Raw genomic sequence first — 18,365 nt, 5'->3', positions numbered from 1 at the left:
TACCCGTGACTGAATTCAAGAAGCGCCTGCTGCCGATGCTGGGCCACACCAAGGGCAACCGAAGCGCCGTGACCTGCGCGCTCAAGTGCAACAACGCCTGCGCGCACGAGGTCTGCAACACCTCCGGCAACAGCTATTTCCGCGATGTGGCGTCCGCGGGCTTTTCCCGCCGCTCCATGCTGGGCGTCGGCGGCGTCGGGGCGTTGGCGCTGATGCTCGGCGGTGCCGCTGCCGGCGGCGCGGCACCCGCGGCGGCGGGCACCGCCGGCGGCCTGGCCCCGGCAGCCAAGGCTTTCGGCAACCGGAGCCGGCTGCAGTTCACCGGCATCAAGGCGGTAGCCAAGACGGTTGACGACGTCACCGTTCCCCGGGGCTACACCTGGGAGCCGATCATCCGCTGGGGCGATCCGCTGTTCAAGGACTCGGTGGAGTTCGACCCGGAGAACCAGACCCCTCAGTCCCAGGCCGGCCAGTTCGGCTACAACAACGACTACCTGGACATCATCGAGATCCCGGGCAGCCGCGGCAAGCGCGCGGTGCTGTTCTCCAACCACGAGTACACCAACGAGCCGATCATGTTCCCGGCCACGATGTCCGCCTCAGACGTCCGCAAGACGGCGATGGCCGCGCACGGCCTGACCGTCGTCGAACTCGAGCGCCGGGGCAAGGGCCAGCCGTGGAAGTACGTGCGCGGGGCCAAGCTGAACCGCCGCTTCCTGATCGATACCGAGTACGAGCTGACCGGGCCCGCCGCCGGTTCCGACCTGCTGAAGACCAAGGCCGATGCCACCGGACGCAAGGTGCTGGGCACACTGAACAACTGCGCCGGCGGCACCACCCCGTGGGGCACGGTGCTCTCCGGCGAGGAGAACTTCAACCAGTACTTCAAGGCGGCGTCGCCGACCGCCGAGCAGCGCCGCTACGGCATCACGGACGCGAACCCCTCGCGCGGCTGGCACCAGGAAGAAGTGCGCTTCGACCTGGGTACCGAAGACGGCCGGAACGAGGAGAACCGCTTCGGCTGGATCGTGGAGGTGGACCCGTTCGATCCAACCTCCACGCCGCGCAAGCACACGGCGCTGGGCCGTTTCAAGCATGAGGGCGCCAACGTCATCATCGCCGAGTCCGGCCACGCCGTCGCCTACTCCGGCGACGACGAGCGCTTCGACTACCTGTACAAGTTCGTCTCCAAGGGCAAGTACGTCGAGGGCGACAAGACCCACAACATGACCCTGCTGACCGAGGGCGACCTGTACGTGGCCAAGTTTGTCGGCGACGCCCCGAAGAACCAGATCGACGGTTCCGGCACGCTGCCCTCGGACGGCGGCTTCGACGGCGTGGGCATGTGGCTGCCGCTGGTCCAGAACGGCGCGAGCATGGTCGAGGGCATGAGCGTCGAGCAGGTGCTGGTGTACACCCGGCTGGCCGCCGACAAGGCCGGCGGCACGAAGATGGACCGGCCCGAGGACGTGGAAATCAACCCGCGCACCGGCAAGGTCTACATGGCCTGCACCAACAACACGAACCGCGCCAAGGGCACCAATCCCGGGGTGGACGAGGCCAACCCGCGGAAGGAAAACAAGAACGGCCACGTCATCGAGATCGACGAGCTGGGCGAGCAGGATTCGCTGGCGTTCACCTGGAACATCCTGCTGATGGCGGGGGACCCGGCGGTGGACAAGAATGTCTACTTCGCCGGCTACCCGGCGGACGAGGTCCAGCCGATTTCCTGCCCGGACAACCTGGCGTTCGACGCCGCCGGCAACCTGTGGATCTCCACCGACGGCCAGCCGGGCACCATCGGGCGCAATGACGGCCTGTTCCGGGTCACGCTCGAGGGTCCGCAGCGCGGCAAGCTCGAGCAGTTCATGGCGGTTCCCGCCGAGGCCGAGACCTGCGGCCCGCTGATCCACGACGAGGACGGACTGGTCTTCGTGGCGGTCCAGCATCCGGGCGAGGACGGCAAGTGGGATGCCCAGACGTCCATGTTCCCGGACTACGTGAAGGCCGGATCGAAGCCGGGCAAGGGCAAGGCCGCGCTGCCCCGCCCGTCCGTGATCCAGATGTACAAGGGCTAGGGCAGCCCGAACCACGGCCGCGTCCACCTTGGCGGGTGGGCGCGGCCGTGGTTCGTTTCGGCCAGTTCCCGGAGGCCGCCAGCCGGCCTGTCCCGGCTGCCTGCCGGCGGACCCTGCGCCGGCGGCCGGATTCCCGGGGCCCGGTTCCGCCCTAGGATGGGAAGGTGAACGCCTTGCTCAGCTCGATGGAAGCCGCACGCTCGGCCGTCGCCGTCCTGGTCCGCGAGGGGGTGCGGGACGTGGTGGTTGCCCCCGGCTCGCGCAGCGCTCCGCTGGCCTATGCGCTGGCCGAGGCAGAGTCCCGCGGCGAGCTGCGCCTGCACGTGCGCATCGACGAGCGGGCGGCGGGCTTCACCGCGCTCGGCCTGTCGCTGGCCTCGCTCCGGCCCGTCCCAGTGGTGACCACCTCCGGCACTGCCGTCGGCGAGTTGCTGCCGGCGGTGATGGAAGCCAACCACGCCTCGGTGCCGCTCGTGGTCATTTCTGCGGACCGACCCGAGGAACTGCGCGGGACCGGAGCCAACCAGACCACGGTGCAGCCGGGACTGTTCGGCAGCCATGTGCGCTACGCCGTGGACATCCCGGCCGGGGCGGAACCTGCCGGCGCTCTCGGCCGCGGGCTGCTCGCCGCTCTGGGCACGGTGCAGGATCCGCACCAGGGTGCTGCGGGGCCGGTGCACATCAACCTTGCCTTCCGCGATCCACTGTTCCCGGCGCCCGACGACGACGGTTTCCCGGCCGCCGGACAGGCTCCCGCAGCCGCAGCGCCGGCGGCTGCGGAGGTTGCCCAGCCGCCGGGGCCGGCCACCACGGCCGGAGCCTGCCGTACCGTTGTGGTGGCCGGCCATGGCGCGGGCCGCTACGCAGAGGCCTTTGCCCGGGCCCATGGCCTGCCGTTGCTGGCGGAGCCGTCCTCGAACGCGCGGTTCGGTCCCAACGCCGTCGGACCATACCGGCTGCTGCTGGACACCGCCGGCGCCGGCATCGAGAAGGTGGTGGTCTTCGGCCGGCCCACCCTGTCCCGGCCGGTGGCGGCCCTGCTGTCCCGGCCGCAGGTTCAGACCGCGCTGTTTATGCCTGCTCCGGTGGCCTGGTTCCAGCCCGGCCGCAGGCGCGAGCGGATCATCACCGGGGACGAGGCCTTGGCCGCCTTCGCCGGCCAAGGCCCGGCCGGCTGGCTTGAGGACTGGCAGCGCGCCGACCGGGCTGCCGCCGCGGCCTTGGACACGGTGCTGGCCGGCGGGCCGGAACTGACAGGTTTCGAAGCCGCCGCAGCGGTCTGGCAGCACACCCGGGGCCGGCTGGTCCTGGGCTCCTCGAACACCATCCGCGATGTGGATTTGGCCGGCCGGCCGCAGCCCGACCCGCAATGCGTGGTCCACGCCAACCGCGGGCTGGCCGGGATCGACGGCACCACCGCCACGGCCACCGGGATCGCCCTGGGCGCAGGGGAGCGGACCCGGGCCCTGGTCGGGGACCTGACCTTCCTGCATGACGCCGGCGGGCTGCTGCTCGGCGATGGGGAAGCGGAACCGGACCTGCAGCTGGTGGTGCTCAACGACGCCGGCGGCGGGATTTTCTCGCTGCTCGAACATGGCGAGGTGGCCGGACGGCCGCGCTACGCCGCCGCCGTCGAACGGCTCTTCGGAACCCCGCACCGGGTCGGAATCGCCCAGCTGGCCACCGCCTACGGCCTGGACTACCGGCTCGTGCAGGACCGGGCGCAGCTGGAGCCGGTGCTCAAAGAGGAGTTCACCGGCCGTGGCATCGTGGAGATCCGCACCGACCGGGCCGGGCTGCGCCGGCTGCACACGCGCGTCCGCGAAGCGGTCCGGGACGCTGTGGGCCGCCGCCCGCTGTGACGCCCCACCGCTTTCCCCAAACTCCAACACAAAACCGCAACTCCAACACAAAATCCCTCGTTCCGGGATCCTGCAGGAATTTTCTCCAGCAGGATCCCGGAACGAGGGATTTTGCGCGCCGGCGTAGGCCGGCCCGGGGATTCAGAGGACCTTGGAGAGGAAGGCCTGGGTCCGCTCGTGCTGCGGGTTGCCGAGCACCTCGCGCGGGTCGCCTTGCTCGACCACCACGCCGCCGTCCATAAAGACCAGCCGGTCACCCACCTCGCGGGCAAAGCCCATCTCGTGCGTGACCACCATCATGGTCATGCCCTCGGCGGCCAGCTGACGCATGACTTCGAGCACGTCCCCCACCAGCTCCGGGTCCAGCGCGCTGGTGGGCTCGTCGAAGAGCATCATGTCCGGGTTCATCGACAGGGCACGGGCGATGGCCACACGCTGCTGCTGGCCGCCGGAGAGCTGGGCCGGGTAGGCATCTTCACGGTGGGCCAGACCCACCTTGGCCAGGTTCTTCCGGGCAATCTCGATGGCCTCGGCCTTGCCCCGCTTCTTGGCGCGCTGCTGGGCCAGGGTCAGGTTGCGCAGCACGGACAGGTGCGGGAACAGGTTGAACTGCTGGAAGACCATACCGATCCGGGTCCGGACCGCGTCCAAGTCCGTCTCCGGGTCGGTGATATCCACGCCTTCCACCAGCACGGTGCCGCTGGTGGGTTCCTCCAGCCGGTTCACGCAGCGCAGCAGGGTGGACTTGCCCGAGCCCGAGGGGCCGATGACGCAGACCACCTCGCCCTGGTCCACATGGAAGTCGATCCCTTTCAGGACTGCGTTGTCACCGAAGCTCTTGCACAGGTTGCGCACTTCTATGGCCGGCACGGCGGCCGGCCCCTTGGCCCGGGAGGTGTGCAGCGGCTGGTCGGCGGGAAGTTCCGTAGCCATGGCCTACCGGCCTCTCTTGTTGTGGTGCTCCAGCCAGGCAACGAGCCGGGTCAGCGGGAGCGTGATGATCAGGTACATGAGCGCGGCGACCACCAGCGGCGTGGAGTTGGCCTGCTGCGAGACCGAGTCGCGGGCGAACGTGGTCAGTTCCCGGTCGCCCAGGGTCATGCCGGCGATGAACAGCAGCGAGGTGTCCTTGATCAGGATGACCAGCTCGTTGGTCAGCGGCGGGGTGACGATGCGGAAAGCCTGCGGCAGCACCACCGACACCATGGTCCATGCCGGGCCCATGCCCAGTGAACGGGCCGCTTCGACCTGCCCGGCGGGCACCGCCTGGATGCCCGCGCGGATGGTTTCGGCGATGTAGGCCGCCGAGACGATGATCAGCGCGATCAGTCCGGCCCCGGCGCTGCCGCCCGGCGGACGCCAGTTGAAGGCGATCGGCACGGCGAAGGCGAAGCCGAAGATGACCAGCAGCGCCGGCAGGCCGCGGAACAGTTCCACGTAGCCGGTGGCCACCCAGCGGTACGGCCCCACCGGGGAAAGCTTCATCAGGGCCAGGATCAGGCCCAGGACGAGGCCGCCGATGAAGGCGATGATCGTGTAGATGATGGTGTTCTTGGTGGCCGTGATGATGATGTCCGGGAACATGGCCCGGGCCACGTCCAGGTCCAGGAAATTGGTCCGGATCGCCGTCCAGTCGGCCAGGAAGACCACCAGCAGCACCGCGAGGACGAAGATGACGTAGAGTGCGCCGCGGGTCAGCCGCCGGCGCGTTGAGGCCTTCAGCCTGGTCCGGCCGGCCGCCGCGCCCGTCTTCGTTGCGGGCTCGGTGCCGGGGGCGACGCCGCTGTCAGTGCGCATCGATTACTCCGTGAAGTACTTGTCGTAGATTTCCTGGTACTTGCCGTTCTTCTTGAGTTCGGCCAGTTGGGTGTTGACCGCCTTGAGCAGTTCCTCGCTGCCGGTCTTCTTGACCGCGAAGCCGTAGTGTTCGTCGGTCTGGTACTTTTCGACGATCTTGTATTTGCCGCCCTCGGTGTGGCCCAGGTTCACCGGGTAGTCCTGCAGCACGGCGTCGACGTTGCCGGACTGCAGGGCCGGGAAGAGCTCGGCATCCGAGGGATAGGCCAGGATCTGGGCATCGCTGGGCAGGTTTTTGCGGGCGTAGGCCTCGCCGGTGGTGCCCTGCTGCACGCCGACCTTCTTGCCGGCCAGATCCGCCTTGGTCTTGACCGCCGAGTCGGCGGGCACCAGCAGCGACTGCAGCGAATCGTAGTACGGATCCGAAAGCCCGATGTTCTTCTTCCGCTCCTCGGTGATGGTGATGGCGCTGGCCCCCAGGTCGCACTGGCCCGCTGCCAGCGACGCACCGGACTGCAGGCCGTCGAAGCCCACGTCCTTGATCTCGGTCTTCAGGCCCAGGCCGTCGGCGATCGTACGGATCATGTCCATGTCGAACCCGGTGTATTCGCCGCCCTTTTCGAACTCGAACGGCGGGTAGGGGATGTCCGAGCACACGGTCAGCGTGCCGGGCGTGATCAGGCCCAGTTCATTGCCCGCGGCCGGGCTGCTGCCGCCGGTGGAGGATCCGCTGCCGCAGGCGGTCAAGGACAGGCTGCCGGCAGCCAGGACGGCCAGGAGCCTGGCGGCAATCGAAACGCGGACTCGCATGTGCTACCTCTTCTACGCGGGTGAAAACAGGCTTAAGTGTAGCTGTAACAATACGTCACAGGAGATGTGCATCACAGGCTACAGGAATTGCATATAAGGCAACAAGGGCGGCCCTGTTACCGGTGCAGGTCCAGTGCCTCCAGCATGGGCCGGAACTTGGCCCAGGTCTCCGCCAGTTCCGCCTCGGGCGTGGACCCCTCGACGATGCCGCAGCCGGCATAGAGGCGCGCCCGGGTCGGGGATTCCACCACGGCCCCGCGCAGCGCGATGCCCCATTCGCCGTTGCCGGCGGCATCGGTCCAGCCGACCGGCCCGGCATAGGGGCCGCGGTCCATGCCCTCCAGTTCGCGGATCAGCGCCCCGGCCACCTCGGTGGGGGAGCCGCAGACGGCGGCGGTGGGGTGCACGGCTTCGGCCAGTTCCAGCGACGACGGCGCCGGCCCGGGTCCGGCGGCCAGTTCCGCGGAGACATCCGAGGCCAGGTGCCAGACGTTGGGCAGCTGCAGCACGAACGGCTCGCTGTGCGAGGTCATGGCCGAAGTATAGGGTTCGAGTTTGCGGGTGAGCGAGTCGATGGCGATCTGGTGCTCGTGCCGCTGCTTCTCCGAGCCGGCCAGCACCCGCTGGGCATAACCGGCATCGCTTTCGCCCTCAAGCTTGCGGGTGTTGTCGCGGTCCAGCGTGCCGGCGAGCACCCGGGCGCGCGCCACATTGTCCTCCACCTTGATCAGCATTTCCGGAGTGGAACCGATCAGTCCGTCCACGCCGTAGGTCCAGCAGTCCTGGTAGCGCACCGCGAGTTCGCGCAGCACCTGCGCGGTGGCGATTGGCGAGGACAGTTCGGCGACAACGTCGCGGGCCAGCACCAGCTTGCTCAATTCGCCGCGTTCGATGCGCTTGACGCCGGCGGCAACGGCCGCCCGGTAGTCCTGCTCAGAGACCTGGCCGGAAACCAGCCGGTCGGTGCTGTCCCGGGTCCGGCCGGGGGAGGCGGCCTCCAGCCAGCCACCCAGGGCCGCTTCGGCGGCCGCGGCGTCCAGTTCGGCGTCGGGATCGCAGCTCAGGTAGGTCAGCCAGCCGCGGTCCCCGTCCAGCCCCACCAGCACCGACGGCACGATCAGCCGGGACTGGTGTCCGGAGGTTCGGGAGAAGGCGAAGGAACCGAAGGCCATGGCGCCGGTGCCCGGGCCCTGGACCAGGTTGCGGACCTGGGCCTGCGCGCTGACGGTGCGCCACCAGGCGGCCGCCTCGCGGAAGCGTCCCGGTCCCGTGGTGGTGAAGCGTGCGGCTTCGCCGAAGCCCACGAGCCCGCCGTCCCGCCGCACCCAGCAGAGCACGTCGTCGCGCATCAGGTAGTCCAGCAGCCCGGCGGCATCCGGCAGCGCCGGCCACGGGATCGTGATGCCGCGCAGGGTGCCCGGCAGCAGCTGCGCGGCAGCGTCCCGGACGGGGACATCCGCAGCGGCCGGCGGGGTTTCGGGCACGCCGGAGGGGGCGGACAGCGGGAAGGTCATGGTCATTAAGCCTACTCGGGCGAAACTTTGCGGCAGAACTTTGAGATACTGGTCCGGTGAATCGTGCATCGTTGGACAAGCGCCCGGATGAAGTAGCCGCCATGTTTGACGGCGTTGCCCCCAAGTACGACGTGGTCAATGATGTCCTTTCGATGGGGCAGGCCCGGCGGTGGCGGCGCATCGTGGTCGAGGCGGTAGGGGCCAGCCGGGGCCAGAAGGTACTGGACTTGGCCGCCGGCACCGGTACGTCCAGCGAGCCCTATGCCGACGCCGGTGTGCACGTGGTTGCCTGCGACTTCTCGCTGGGCATGCTGCGGGTGGGCAAGCGCCGCCGGCCGGACATCGACTTCGTCGCCGGCGATGCCACCCGGCTGCCGTTCGCCGACAACTCCTTCGATGCGGCGACCATTTCCTTCGGCCTGCGCAACGTAAACGAGCCGGCGGCCGCGCTGGCGGAAATGTTCCGGGTGGTCAAACCGGGCGGACGCCTGGTGATCGCCGAGTTCTCCACCCCCGTGGTGCCGCTCTGGCGCACCATGTACACCGAGTACCTGATGCGGGCGCTGCCGGCCATCGCCAGCAAGATCTCGTCCAACCCGGACTCCTATGTCTACTTGGCCGAATCCATCCGGGCCTGGCCCGACCAGGACGAGCTGGCCGCCCGGATCGCGGCGGCGGGCTGGCAGGAAGTGGCCTACCGCAACCTCAGCGGCGGCATCGTGGCCGTCCACCGGGCGCGGAAGCCCGGCCGGGACGAGGCCGCCAACGCCGGCGCGCAGGACGCGCTGCGGCACCGCGGCACCCGGGCAGCATTCTGACGTGCCGGTCCTGATTGTCGGTGCCGGACCCGCCGGGTCGACGGCCGCATACCACCTGGCCAAGGCCGGGATCGACGTGACGGTGCTGGAGAAGACCGCCTTCCCGCGGGAAAAGGTCTGCGGCGACGGGCTGACCCCGCGCGCGGTGCGCGAGCTCCAGTTGCTGGGGCTGCCGCACCCCGAGTCGGCCGGCTGGCGGCGGAACAAGGGCCTGCGGCTGATCGCCGGCGGCCGGCAGCTGGAGCTGCCCTGGCCGGAGCTGGGCGATTTCCCCGGCTACGGCCTGATCCGCACCCGCCTCGGGTTCGACGAGGCGCTGGCCCGGCACGCCCAGGCCGCCGGCGCCACGGTGCTCGAGCACCACTCGGTGACCACTGTGCTCCGGGACGACGCCGGGCGGGTCACCGGCGTGCGGGCCGGGCTGCTCGACGCCGCCGGACGCAAGACCGGGGAAACCCGGGACTTCCACGCCGACGTCGTGCTCGCGGCCGACGGCAATTCGACCCGTGCCGCGCTTAGCGCGGGGATCGCCAAACGTGACGACCGGCCGCTGGGCGTAGCGGTGCGCACCTACTTCTCCAGCCCCCGCCACGAGGACGACTGGATGGAGGGCTGGCTGGAGCTGCCGGACAAGGCAGGGAATCCGCTGCCCGGCTACGGCTGGGTTTTCGGCGTGGGGGACGGCACCTCCAACGTCGGCCTCGGCATCCTGAACTCCTCGAAGTCGTTCGGCCGGCTGGACTACAAGCAGGTGCTGCGGGACTGGACGGCAGGTATGCCGGCCGAGTGGGGCTTCACCGAGGCGAACCAGGTGGGCCAGATCCGTGGGGCGGCCCTGCCGATGGGCTTCAACCGGACCCCGCACTACAGCCCCGGCCTGCTCCTGCTCGGGGATGCCGGCGGTATGGTGAGCCCGTTCAACGGCGAGGGCATCTCCTATGCCATGGAATCCGCCCGCTACGCCGCCGGCGTCATCGCCGACGCCTATGCCGCCGGACCGCGGCTGTTCGACGGGACCCTTGCCGGGTACGCTGGCCTGATCCGCGGCAAGTGGGGCAGCCATTTCACCCTCGGCAGCGTCTTCGCCCAGCTGATCGGCCGGCCTGCGGTCATGAAGCTCGCCCTGCGCACGGGTATGCCGGTGCCGGTGCTGATGCGGTTCGTGGTCAGGATGCTGGCCAACCTGACGGACGAAGGCGGCCGCGGATTTGAGGATAGAGTTATCCATTTGCTGGAGCGGCTCGCACCGCCGGCCAGCAACCAGACCGGCGGCGTGGCCGCAGCCGGCAAAGTACCTGCCCCAACGATTGGTAAGTGTTGAACCGTGACTGACGCCAAACCGAACTGGACCCCCGCCGGAGCCAGCCTGCCGGAATCCATGGATCTGGATGCGGCCACCGCCGCCATCGCCACGAACCTGAACCTGCCTGCGGGCTTTGCCGCCGTCGCCCTGGACCCGGACCTCGGACCGGGTGTTTCCACGTCGCTGGCCCGGGTCGAAAAGCAGCTGCGCGCGGCGATCGCCCACTCGGACCCGCTAGCCGACGCCACCAGCCGGCACCTGATGGAAGCCGGCGGCAAGCGGGTCCGGCCCTTGCTGACCATCCTGGCCTCGCACTTGGGCGACGCGGCGCGGCCGGAGGTTGTCCAGGCCGCGGTGGTGGTGGAGCTGACGCATCTGGCCACGCTCTACCACGACGACGTCATGGACTCGGCGCCGTACCGCCGCGGCGCACCCACCGCGCACCAGGTCTGGGGCAACCATGTGGCGATCCTGGCCGGCGACCTGATTTTCGCCCGTGCCTCGCTGCTGTGCTCGGAGCTGGGGCCGGAGGCCGTGGGCATCCAGGCCCGGACCTTCGAACGGCTATGCCTGGGCCAGCTGCATGAGACGGTGGGCCCGCGCGAGGACGAGGATCCGGTAGAGCACTACCTTTCGGTGATCGCGGACAAGACCGGATCGCTGATTGCCGCCGCCGGGCAGTTCGGCGCGATGTTCGCCAATGCTCCGGACGACGTCGTCCGGATCATGGTCGAGTACGGCGAAAAGGTGGGCGTGGCGTTCCAGCTTGCCGACGACGTGATCGATGTCGCCGGTCTGAAGGCCAAATCGGGCAAGACCCCGGGGACCGACCTGCGCGAGGGCGTGCCCACCCTGCCGGTCCTGCTGCTGCGCCAGGACGCCGCCACCGGCGATGCCTCCGCGGCCGAGGTGCTGGCGCTGGTGGACGCGGACCTGACGTCCGACGAGGCCCTGGCCCGGGCGGTCCGGGCCCTGCGCGAGCATCCGGTCACCGGCCGGGCCTGGGACGTGGCCCGCCAATGGGCCGAGGAGGCCAAGGCGGTGCTGGAGCCGCTGCCCGAAGGCACCGTGAAGCTGGCCCTGGCCGCCTTCGCCGAAGGCGTCGTCGACCGCGAAGTTTAAGCAAGCGCCGCAGCGCCATCGACTTGACGGATAACGGCCTTTCACGGCCGAAAACGGCGTTATCCGTTAAATCGATGGGAAGGGCAGGGAACGGTTAGTCGTCGTCATCGACGTCGCCGTCGAAGACCCAGTCGAACATGTCGAAGACGAACTCGCTGAAGGTCGCCTCCTCGCTCTGCCAGCTCGGCGCCGGGCTGTTGGTGCGGATCCAGACGATCGGATCCGGCACGGCAAGGTGTTCGGCCCGGATGCCCCAGTTGGCCTCCTCATCCATTTCGTCCAGGAACAGCAGGAACCCGTCTTCGATTTCCAGTTCGTCCGGGTCCCAGAAGAAGTCGTGGGCCTCCATCAGGTCTTCGCACCCGCCGACCGCATGGTAGAACTCCACGAGCGCCTGTGGGACGTGGAACTTGTAGGTCCCGAGCAGTTCCTCGAGTTCCTCGTAGGAAATCCCGTCCGTTTCGGCCCACTGGCGGTCCAGGTACTTGGGGACAAGGGCGCGGAACTTATCCACGAACATTTCCGGCATGGTTTCCTTTGCTCACATTCCTGGCTGTGGTTCCACCGCCGGAGCCCGGCGGGTTGCGGCCGGGCCGCATTGACCATCCTACGGTCAGCCGCGGCGCCGGGCGGCCAGCCCCGGATAGTCGATGACGATGCCGTCCGGATCCACCGTCAGCTCGGAGCTGAAGTCCCCGCTGCTGTAGGAAACCACCGCGGCGCCGGCGTCGTCCCGGTAGGCGCTGCTGCCGGCATAGAGCTGCTGCGAGGTCTCCACGGCCAGGCTGGGCACCCGGATCCAGGCCATGGTCAGCTCGGCGGCCGCCTCGGCGTCGTGGACCAGGCCCAGGCGCAGGATGGGCATCGAGTTGGTGGCCGGACAGTACTCGATGTCGCAGTCCAGCGCCTGGTCCAGGGCGTGCGGGTCGGCGATGCCGGGTTCGGGCAGGCCGGCCAGCCCGGCCTGCGCCGGATCGCCGAAGGAAGCAGCCCGGACCGTCCAGCTGCCGCTGGGGGCCCGCTGCAGGTCCAGATGCCGGCTCCAGCCGGTCCCATGGACGGAGACCGTGACGTGCTCGGTGATCCAGTTCTCGCCGGTGCTCAGGGACCAGCTCGCGGCGTAGTCGGATGCGCGCGAGGCGCCGTGAGCGGTCAGCCGCTCGGGTTCGAGGTTGATGGTCGCGGTGTCCGCGCGGGTCGGATCGTCCTCCCCGAGCCAGGTGCAGACGCGGCTCTCATGCGTTTCGTGTGCCATGGGCTAAGCCTTGTGCCTGACCGGGTCCGGGCGCAATACCATTGCGGCGTGCGGCCGTTCAGGCCCCGGCTTCGGTGCCCATCCGGCGCACCGCCAGGGCCAGCCACAGATGCACCCGGTCCGCGGTAAGCGCCGGGTCGTAGCCGGTCAGTTCCACGATCTGCGCAAGCCGGTACCGGACCGAGTTCCGGTGCAGGTCCAGTGCCGCGGCCACCGCGGCCACCGAGCCGTTCAGGTCCAGGAACGCTTCGAGCGTCGACAGCAGTTCGGCGCCGTGGGCTGCGTCGAAGGCCTCGAGCGGCTGCAGGGCCTCCGCCGCCAGGTCCGCCAGCGGCACATCCTCCGAGGCCAGCAGCAGCGAGGTCAGCGAGAGCCGCTCGGGCAGGTTCAGCCGGCCGCCGCGGGTCAGCGCTTCCTTGGCCTCGAAGTAGCTCCAGCGCAGCCCGTTCGGCTGGGCGTAGCTGCCGCCGACGCCCACGTTGGCGGCCAGGCCGGCCTCGTGCAGGTAGCTGCTCAGCTGCTCGCCCAGCCGCTGCGCCGACGCGGATGTCTTGGGATCCGGCACCACGACCACCAGGCGCTCGTCCAGGATGCCGCTGGCCCCGTCCTCGAACGCCGCCGGCAGCGGCAGGGTGGGCAAGGCGCGGCGCTGGCCTCCCACGGCCTGCACCAGCAGCACCCGCTGGCGCCGGCCGGCGTCGATGCCGACGGTGTTCAGGCGCAGGACCGCGTCCGGTCCCTGCAGGGTGCCCCGGATGATGTCCTGCAGCAGCTGGCCCACAACGCGGCGGTCGCCGGCGCGCCGCTGGGCCTGGTTGCTCAGTTCCACCGAGACCAGGCTTTGGGCATAGGCCACGATGGCGTTGCGTTCGTAGGGCTCGGCCAGCGCCAGCGTGCAGCGGTCCTTCAGCCCGGTGGCAATCGGCACCTGGTCCCAGGTGCCGCCGCCGTTGCCGCGGCGGGTGCTGAACAGCTGCGTTCCGTACTGGAACAGGGCGACGTCGGTGCCCACCATGACCGACAGCGCGCGCAGCAGCGCGGGCAGCCCGCCGCCGCCCAGCAGCGAGCCGGCCAGCGCCTGGTGGTCGCGCAGCAGGCGCTCGAGCTTTCCATAGTGGTCGGCCGAAATGGCATCGGCCACCATGCGGCTGATGGCCACGAACGGAGTCTCGTAGGGGACCTCGAAGACCGGCAGGTCCAGGACCTCCGCCTCGGACAGCAGGGCCGCCGGCACCTGGCGGTGGGTCAGGCCCAGGGCAAAGCCGATGGCCACCGCCCCGGCCTCGTGGACACGGCGGACAAAGCGGCGCTGGGTCGAGGCGCTGGTCTGGCGCAGCCCGGTGGTGAGCACCACTTCGCCGCCGCTGAGGAAGGGCAGCGGGTCTTCGAGCTCGGTCGAGGCCACCCAGGTGATCGGCGCGTCGGGATTACCCTTGGCCGTCCCCGCGGGCATCAGGTGGAGGGACTGCGTGGCCAGGAGGTCGGCAAGTGTGACAGCCATGGGCCAACTATACGGTCGTCGGTTGTACAGATGCACCACGGATTACGGTCCGGTTGTGCGTTGACCCATAGGCAGGGGCCGCCGCCGGGGCGTAATCTCGGCTATGTCGCGGCACCGCCGCACCTTCCTCAACTTAAGAAGCGGCCTCCGACGCCGCCGCGGCCACCGGGCCGGGTGACCGGACAGTTTTCCATAACGAAAGGCAAACCATGACCACGCAGGCAACCCAGCCGCAGTACCGCCTCGAGCAGACGCGCAAGGTCGGGACGTTCCCGGGTCCCAAGTCCACCGAGCTCGCCGTCCGTCGCGCGAAGGTCGTCGCCGCGGGTGTGAGCTCGAGCGTTCCGGTGTACGTGGCCGACGCCGACGGCGGCATCATCGAGGACGTGGACGGCAACCGCTTCATCGACCTGGGCTCCGGCATTGCTGTGACCAGTGTCGGCGCCTCCGACCCGGCAGTGGTTGCCGCAGTACAGGAGCAGGTCCAGCACTTCACCCATACCTGCTTCATGATCAGCCCCTACGAGGGTTATGTCGCCGTGGCCGAGAAGCTCGCCGAGCTGACCCCGGGCGACCACGAGAAGCGCTCGGTACTGTTCAACTCCGGGGCCGAGGCTGTCGAGAACGCCGTCAAGGTGGCCCGGCTGGCCACCGGCCGCAGCGCCGTCGTCGCCTTCGACCACGCCTACCACGGCCGCACCAACCTGACCATGGGCCTGACCGCCAAGGCCAACCCGTACAAGTCCAGCCCGGCCGGCTCCTTCGGACCGTTCGCACCGGAGATCTACCGGGTGCCGATGAGCTATCCGTTCCGCGAGGAAAACCCGCAGATCACCGGTGCCCAGGCCGCCCAGCGCGCGATCACCATGATCGAGAAGCAGATCGGCGGCGAGAACGTCGCGGCCATCATCATCGAACCGATCCAGGGCGAGGGCGGCTTCATTGTCCCGGCCGAGGGCTTCCTGCCGGCGCTGGCCGCCTGGGCCAAGGAGAAGGGCATCGTCTTCATCGCGGACGAGGTCCAGGCCGGCTTCTGCCGCACCGGCGCCTGGTTCGCCTCCGAGCACGAGGGCATCGTTCCTGACCTGATCACCATGGCCAAGGGCATCGCCGGCGGCATGCCGCTCTCGGCCGTCACCGGCCGCGCCGAGCTGCTGGACGCCGTGCACGGCGGCGGCCTCGGCGGCACCTACGGCGGCAACCCGGTGGCCTGCGCCGCCGCCCTGGGCGCCATCCGCACCATGGAGGAGCTGGACCTGAACGCCCGCGCCAAGGCCATTGAGGTCCAGGTCAAGGAGCGCCTGAACAAGCTGGCCGAGGAATCCGGCATCATCGGCGAGGTGCGCGGCCGCGGCGCCATGCTCGCGCTGGAGTTCGTCAAGTCCGGCACCGCCGCGACCACCAAGGAGCCGAACCCGGAGGCCACCAAGGCCATCGCGGCCAACTGCCTGGAGAACGGCGTCGTGATCCTCACCTGCGGCACCTACGGCAACGTGATCCGCCTGCTGCCGCCGCTGGTGATCAGCGACGAACTGCTCGCGGACGCGCTCGACGTGCTCGAGGCGGCCATCCGCGCCGCCAGCTAGCACCGAGGGTCCCGCCGCGAGCGGAGCGAGCGGTGGGAAGGTGTGACGCGCTAGCACCGAGGGTCCCGCCGCGAGCGGAGCGAGCGGTGGGAAAGTGCGACGCGCTAGCAGCCAGCGCCAGCCCGAGGGGCGGTCCGGCGCCATCCGCAACCGCGGACGGTGCCGGACCGCCCCTCGTCGCATCCGGGCCGCAGCGGTAGAGTCTGAACTGCAGATGCTTGGACGCTTCGACGGCGATGCTCCAGCGCAGGTGCTCCCGCCGCAGCCCGGTGCCGAAGGGAATGGTTCAGATGCGCTATGTCGTGGGATACCAGCCGGATGACAGGGGAGCGGACGCGGTCCGGCTCGCCGTCGCGATTGCCCGAACCCAGGGCACCGGCTTGGATTTGGTCTACGTTCTGCCCTCGGACGCCCCCTACCTGTCCGAGACAGCCTTGGGAACCCGGATCGGCAGCGGCGAGGAGATGATCAGCCGGGCCCGGGAAGAGGCGCTCGCCCTGGTCCCGCACGATGTACCTGCAGAGTTCAAGGTCCGGACCGCCGAGTCCTTCGCCGAGGGCCTGATCGAGGCGGCCGGGGAAGTACAGGCGCTGCTGGTCGTGGTCGGTGCCGCCAGCAACGGTCTGTTCAAGCGCGCCACCATCGGCAGCGTGGCGAACGCGCTGCTGCACGCCTCGCCGGTCCCGGTGGCGCTGGCTCCCCGCGGCTACCAGCGTACCGAACCGGTCACGCGGCTGACCGCCTTCATCGGCGAGCGCCCCGGCGCCCAGGCGGCCCGGGATATTGCCATCAACGCGGCGCGGCGGCGCAAACTGCCGCTGCGGCTGGTTTCGATTGTTGCCTTGGACGTGAAGGATCCCGGCGATACCGGGGAACCGCTGCACCAGGCGCACCTGCATGCCAATTCCGTACTGGCCGAGGCGGCGACCAGGATCCCCGAGCACCAGGCCACGGTCCAGGTGGCCCACGGGCGGACCATCGAGGAAGCGATCGACAGCCTGGATTGGGAGGAAGGGGAAATCGCGATGATTGGTTCCAGCCGGCTGGCGCAGCGGAACCGGCTCTTCCTGGGCAGCACCGCCAACAAGGTGCTGCGCGCGCTGCCGGTACCGCTGGTGGTGGTACCGCGCGACCATCAGGGCGGCCTGGAGGGGCTGCGGACGTCCTAGCAGACTATGGCCGGCTGCCGCCGGGCGGCGCTGTAGGTCCGGATCATGTCCGCAGTCAGGAGGATCAGGGACAGCCAGATCAGGCCGAAGCCCGCCCAGCGCTCCGGCGGCATCGGTTCGTGGAAGACCGTCAGGGCGATGACGAACTGCATCAGCGGGGCGAGGTACTGGAGCATGCCCACGGTGCTCAGCGGCAGCCGGCGCGCCGCGGCGCCAAAGAACAGCAGCGGCAGGGCGGTGATCAGGCCGCCGGCGGCCATCAGCCAGAAGTGCCCCGGGCCCTGCGTCAGCAGGGTGGCGGAACCGCCGGTCAACAGCACGGCCATGACCACGAGGGAGACGGGCGTCAGGACCAGGGTCTCCACGCTCAGGCTGGTCACGGCGTCGACCTTGGCGCCGACATTCTTCTTCACCAGCCCGTAGAAGCCGAACGAGAGGGCCAGTACCAGCGCGAGCCAAGGCACCGCCCCGTAGGCGAAGCTGAGCACCAGCACCGCCAGCAGGGCAATGCCCAAGGCCACCCATTGGATGACCCGCAGCCGTTCCTTCAGGATGAGCACGCCGAGCAGGACGGACACCAGCGGGTTGATGAAGTAGCCGAGCGAGGCCTGGATCGTCTCCGCATTGACGACGGCCAGGGTGTAGGTAAACCAGTTGACCGCGATGAGGGCCGCCGCCAGGGCCAGAGTGCCCAGGATCCGCGGCGCGGCCAGCGCCGCCCTGAATGCTGCCCAGCCGCGGATGGCCGTCACCAGGAGCAGACAGAACAGCAGCGACCAGACGACGCGGTTTGCCACGATCTCCAGCGGCCCGGCCGGGACCAGCACCGCGAAGTACAGCGGCAGCACGCCCCAGAGCCCGTAGGCGGCCAGGCCGAACGCCAGGCCGATCCCGCCCTCGCTGCGCCGCCGTCGCCCTCCCGGCTGCGGCTGCACGGCGGCTGCCTCCGGGGCCGCAACGGGGTCGGCGCCGGGCGGACCGTCCTGCGGGGGAGCCAGAAGGTCGTCCGGCGCTGCGGCGCGCGGGTTGGGCGGGATGGGGTTGCTAGGCACAGTGGCCATAACACCACCGCGCACCACAGAATTCCAAGCCTGCTGACGGAGGCGGCGCCGGCTCCGCACCAGGCCGGCGGACTTGAGAGACCCTGGCAGCTTTGGGCGCAGGCCCGCGGGCGATTTAGAATAGTCAACTGTGCGCTTATTGCGCAGCAGCTTTCCCCCGGAAGAAGGACTATTCGTGTCGAACCCAGCCGCGGAGCATCAGCGACCTTTGCGAGTGGCCATTGTCGGCGCCGGCCCCGCCGGTGTCTATGCCGCCGACATCCTGACCAAGGCCGAGCGGGACTTCGAGGTCAGCATCGACCTGTTCGACCAGTACCCGGCGCCCTACGGCCTGATCCGCTACGGCGTGGCCCCGGACCACCCGCGGATCAAGGGGATCGTCACGGCGCTGCACAAGGTGCTGGACCGCGGCGACATCCGGTTCCTGGGCAATGTCAACTACGGCCGTGATCTGACGCTGAAGGATTTCCGCGACCTCTACGATGCCGT

16 protein-coding genes are annotated in these 18,365 nt (G+C 69.5%); 8 read left to right on the top strand and 8 right to left on the bottom strand.

Features of this window, described 5'->3' with window-relative positions; all coding sequences use genetic code 11:
- The first annotated feature begins 35 nt into the window (after nt 1–35).
- Both LVY72_RS16340 and menD read left to right on the top strand, forming a co-directional pair.
- Complete coding sequence (locus LVY72_RS16340; protein ID WP_237823001.1) at nt 36–2,078, top strand: PhoX family protein; 2,043 nt, start codon at nt 36–38, stop codon at nt 2,076–2,078.
- 185 nt (nt 2,079–2,263) lie between these two features.
- The gene (menD, locus tag LVY72_RS16335) at nt 2,264–3,940 is read left to right on the top strand and encodes a 2-succinyl-5-enolpyruvyl-6-hydroxy-3-cyclohexene-1-carboxylic-acid synthase (RefSeq protein WP_237822999.1); all 1,677 of its coding nucleotides are present in this window, start codon (nt 2,264–2,266) and stop codon (nt 3,938–3,940) included.
- 141 nt (nt 3,941–4,081) lie between these two features.
- On the opposite strand, the gene LVY72_RS16330 is transcribed toward menD, so the two are convergent.
- The 4 genes from LVY72_RS16330 to LVY72_RS16315 all read right to left on the bottom strand — a co-directional run bounded on the left by LVY72_RS16330 (nt 4,082) and on the right by LVY72_RS16315 (nt 7,971).
- Complete coding sequence (locus LVY72_RS16330) at nt 4,082–4,873, bottom strand: amino acid ABC transporter ATP-binding protein (protein ID WP_269092606.1); 792 nt, start codon at nt 4,871–4,873, stop codon at nt 4,082–4,084.
- A 3-nt stretch (nt 4,874–4,876) separates the two neighbouring features.
- Nucleotides 4,877–5,662, bottom strand: coding sequence for an amino acid ABC transporter permease (locus LVY72_RS16325; RefSeq protein WP_237822995.1), 786 nt, complete (start codon nt 5,660–5,662; stop codon nt 4,877–4,879).
- Nucleotides 5,663–5,740: 78 nt separating this feature from the next.
- Entirely contained in the window at nt 5,741–6,547 is an 807-nt protein-coding gene (locus tag LVY72_RS16320; protein WP_237822795.1) for a basic amino acid ABC transporter substrate-binding protein, read from the bottom strand.
- Nucleotides 6,548–6,663: 116 nt separating this feature from the next.
- Nucleotides 6,664–7,971: an isochorismate synthase gene (locus LVY72_RS16315; RefSeq protein ID WP_237822992.1), complete on the bottom strand. Its 1,308-nt coding sequence runs from the start codon at nt 7,969–7,971 to the stop codon at nt 6,664–6,666.
- A 146-nt stretch (nt 7,972–8,117) separates the two neighbouring features.
- Between LVY72_RS16315 and LVY72_RS16310 the strand changes: the two genes are divergently transcribed.
- From LVY72_RS16310 to LVY72_RS16300, 3 genes are read left to right on the top strand one after another with little or no spacing between them, the layout of a single operon-like run.
- Entirely contained in the window at nt 8,118–8,879 is a 762-nt protein-coding gene (locus LVY72_RS16310) for a demethylmenaquinone methyltransferase (RefSeq protein WP_237822793.1), read from the top strand.
- A 1-nt stretch (nt 8,880) separates the two neighbouring features.
- On the top strand, nt 8,881–10,200 hold the full coding sequence (locus tag LVY72_RS16305; RefSeq protein WP_237822791.1) for a geranylgeranyl reductase family protein: 1,320 nt from the start codon (nt 8,881–8,883) through the stop codon (nt 10,198–10,200).
- 57 nt (nt 10,201–10,257) lie between these two features.
- Nucleotides 10,258–11,304 (top strand): polyprenyl synthetase family protein, encoded by a 1,047-nt coding sequence (locus tag LVY72_RS16300; RefSeq protein WP_237822990.1) that lies wholly within the window; start codon nt 10,258–10,260, stop codon nt 11,302–11,304.
- 94 nt (nt 11,305–11,398) lie between these two features.
- Here the strand turns inward: LVY72_RS16300 and LVY72_RS16295 are convergent, their stop codons facing one another.
- The 3 genes from LVY72_RS16295 to LVY72_RS16285 form a co-directional block, all read right to left on the bottom strand.
- Nucleotides 11,399–11,833 (bottom strand): hypothetical protein, encoded by a 435-nt coding sequence (locus tag LVY72_RS16295; protein ID WP_237822789.1) that lies wholly within the window; start codon nt 11,831–11,833, stop codon nt 11,399–11,401.
- Nucleotides 11,834–11,917: 84 nt separating this feature from the next.
- On the bottom strand, nt 11,918–12,559 hold the full coding sequence (locus LVY72_RS16290) for a putative glycolipid-binding domain-containing protein (protein WP_237822787.1): 642 nt from the start codon (nt 12,557–12,559) through the stop codon (nt 11,918–11,920).
- Between the two features lie 58 nt (nt 12,560–12,617).
- Complete coding sequence (locus LVY72_RS16285) at nt 12,618–14,060, bottom strand: PucR family transcriptional regulator (protein ID WP_237822785.1); 1,443 nt, start codon at nt 14,058–14,060, stop codon at nt 12,618–12,620.
- A 209-nt stretch (nt 14,061–14,269) separates the two neighbouring features.
- Here LVY72_RS16285 and gabT point away from each other — a divergent pair, with 209 nt between their 5' ends.
- Nucleotides 14,270–15,646, top strand: coding sequence for a 4-aminobutyrate--2-oxoglutarate transaminase (gene gabT, locus LVY72_RS16280; protein ID WP_237822783.1), 1,377 nt, complete (start codon nt 14,270–14,272; stop codon nt 15,644–15,646).
- A gap of 290 nt (nt 15,647–15,936) precedes the next feature.
- Nucleotides 15,937–16,815 (top strand): universal stress protein, encoded by an 879-nt coding sequence (locus tag LVY72_RS16275; RefSeq protein ID WP_237822781.1) that lies wholly within the window; start codon nt 15,937–15,939, stop codon nt 16,813–16,815.
- Here the strand turns inward: LVY72_RS16275 and rarD are convergent.
- Nucleotides 16,812–17,876: an EamA family transporter RarD gene (gene rarD, locus LVY72_RS16270; protein ID WP_372463719.1), complete on the bottom strand. Its 1,065-nt coding sequence runs from the start codon at nt 17,874–17,876 to the stop codon at nt 16,812–16,814. The two genes, LVY72_RS16275 and rarD, sit on opposite strands and share 4 nt — an antisense overlap.
- Nucleotides 17,877–18,051: 175 nt before the next feature.
- On the opposite strand from rarD, the gene LVY72_RS16265 reads away from it, so the two are divergent.
- A partial coding sequence (locus tag LVY72_RS16265) for an FAD/NAD(P)-binding protein (RefSeq protein ID WP_237822779.1) occupies nt 18,052–18,365 on the top strand: 314 nt, incomplete at its 3' end.

Origin of the sequence: Arthrobacter hankyongi (assembly GCF_022012395.1) — a bacterium.
Classification (GTDB): Bacteria; Actinomycetota; Actinomycetes; order Actinomycetales; family Micrococcaceae; genus Crystallibacter; species Crystallibacter hankyongi.
Note: the sequence above shows the minus strand (reverse complement) of the source record. Positions and strands in the feature narration are given on the sequence as shown.

Coding starts and splice junctions, on each gene's coding strand:
- gabT (WP_237822783.1), top strand. CDS start 14,270: ATGACCACGCAGGCAACCCAGCCGCAGTACCGCCTCGAGCAGACGCGC.
- LVY72_RS16320 (WP_237822795.1), bottom strand. CDS start 6,547: ATGCGAGTCCGCGTTTCGATTGCCGCCAGGCTCCTGGCCGTCCTGGCT.
- LVY72_RS16275 (WP_237822781.1), top strand. CDS start 15,937: ATGCGCTATGTCGTGGGATACCAGCCGGATGACAGGGGAGCGGACGCG.
- menD (WP_237822999.1), top strand. CDS start 2,264: ATGGAAGCCGCACGCTCGGCCGTCGCCGTCCTGGTCCGCGAGGGGGTG.
- LVY72_RS16330 (WP_269092606.1), bottom strand. CDS start 4,873: ATGGCTACGGAACTTCCCGCCGACCAGCCGCTGCACACCTCCCGGGCC.
- LVY72_RS16295 (WP_237822789.1), bottom strand. CDS start 11,833: ATGCCGGAAATGTTCGTGGATAAGTTCCGCGCCCTTGTCCCCAAGTAC.
- LVY72_RS16290 (WP_237822787.1), bottom strand. CDS start 12,559: ATGGCACACGAAACGCATGAGAGCCGCGTCTGCACCTGGCTCGGGGAG.
- LVY72_RS16300 (WP_237822990.1), top strand. CDS start 10,258: ATGGATCTGGATGCGGCCACCGCCGCCATCGCCACGAACCTGAACCTG.
- LVY72_RS16285 (WP_237822785.1), bottom strand. CDS start 14,060: ATGGCTGTCACACTTGCCGACCTCCTGGCCACGCAGTCCCTCCACCTG.
- rarD (WP_372463719.1), bottom strand. CDS start 17,876: ATGGCCACTGTGCCTAGCAACCCCATCCCGCCCAACCCGCGCGCCGCA.
- LVY72_RS16340 (WP_237823001.1), top strand. CDS start 36: ATGCTGGGCCACACCAAGGGCAACCGAAGCGCCGTGACCTGCGCGCTC.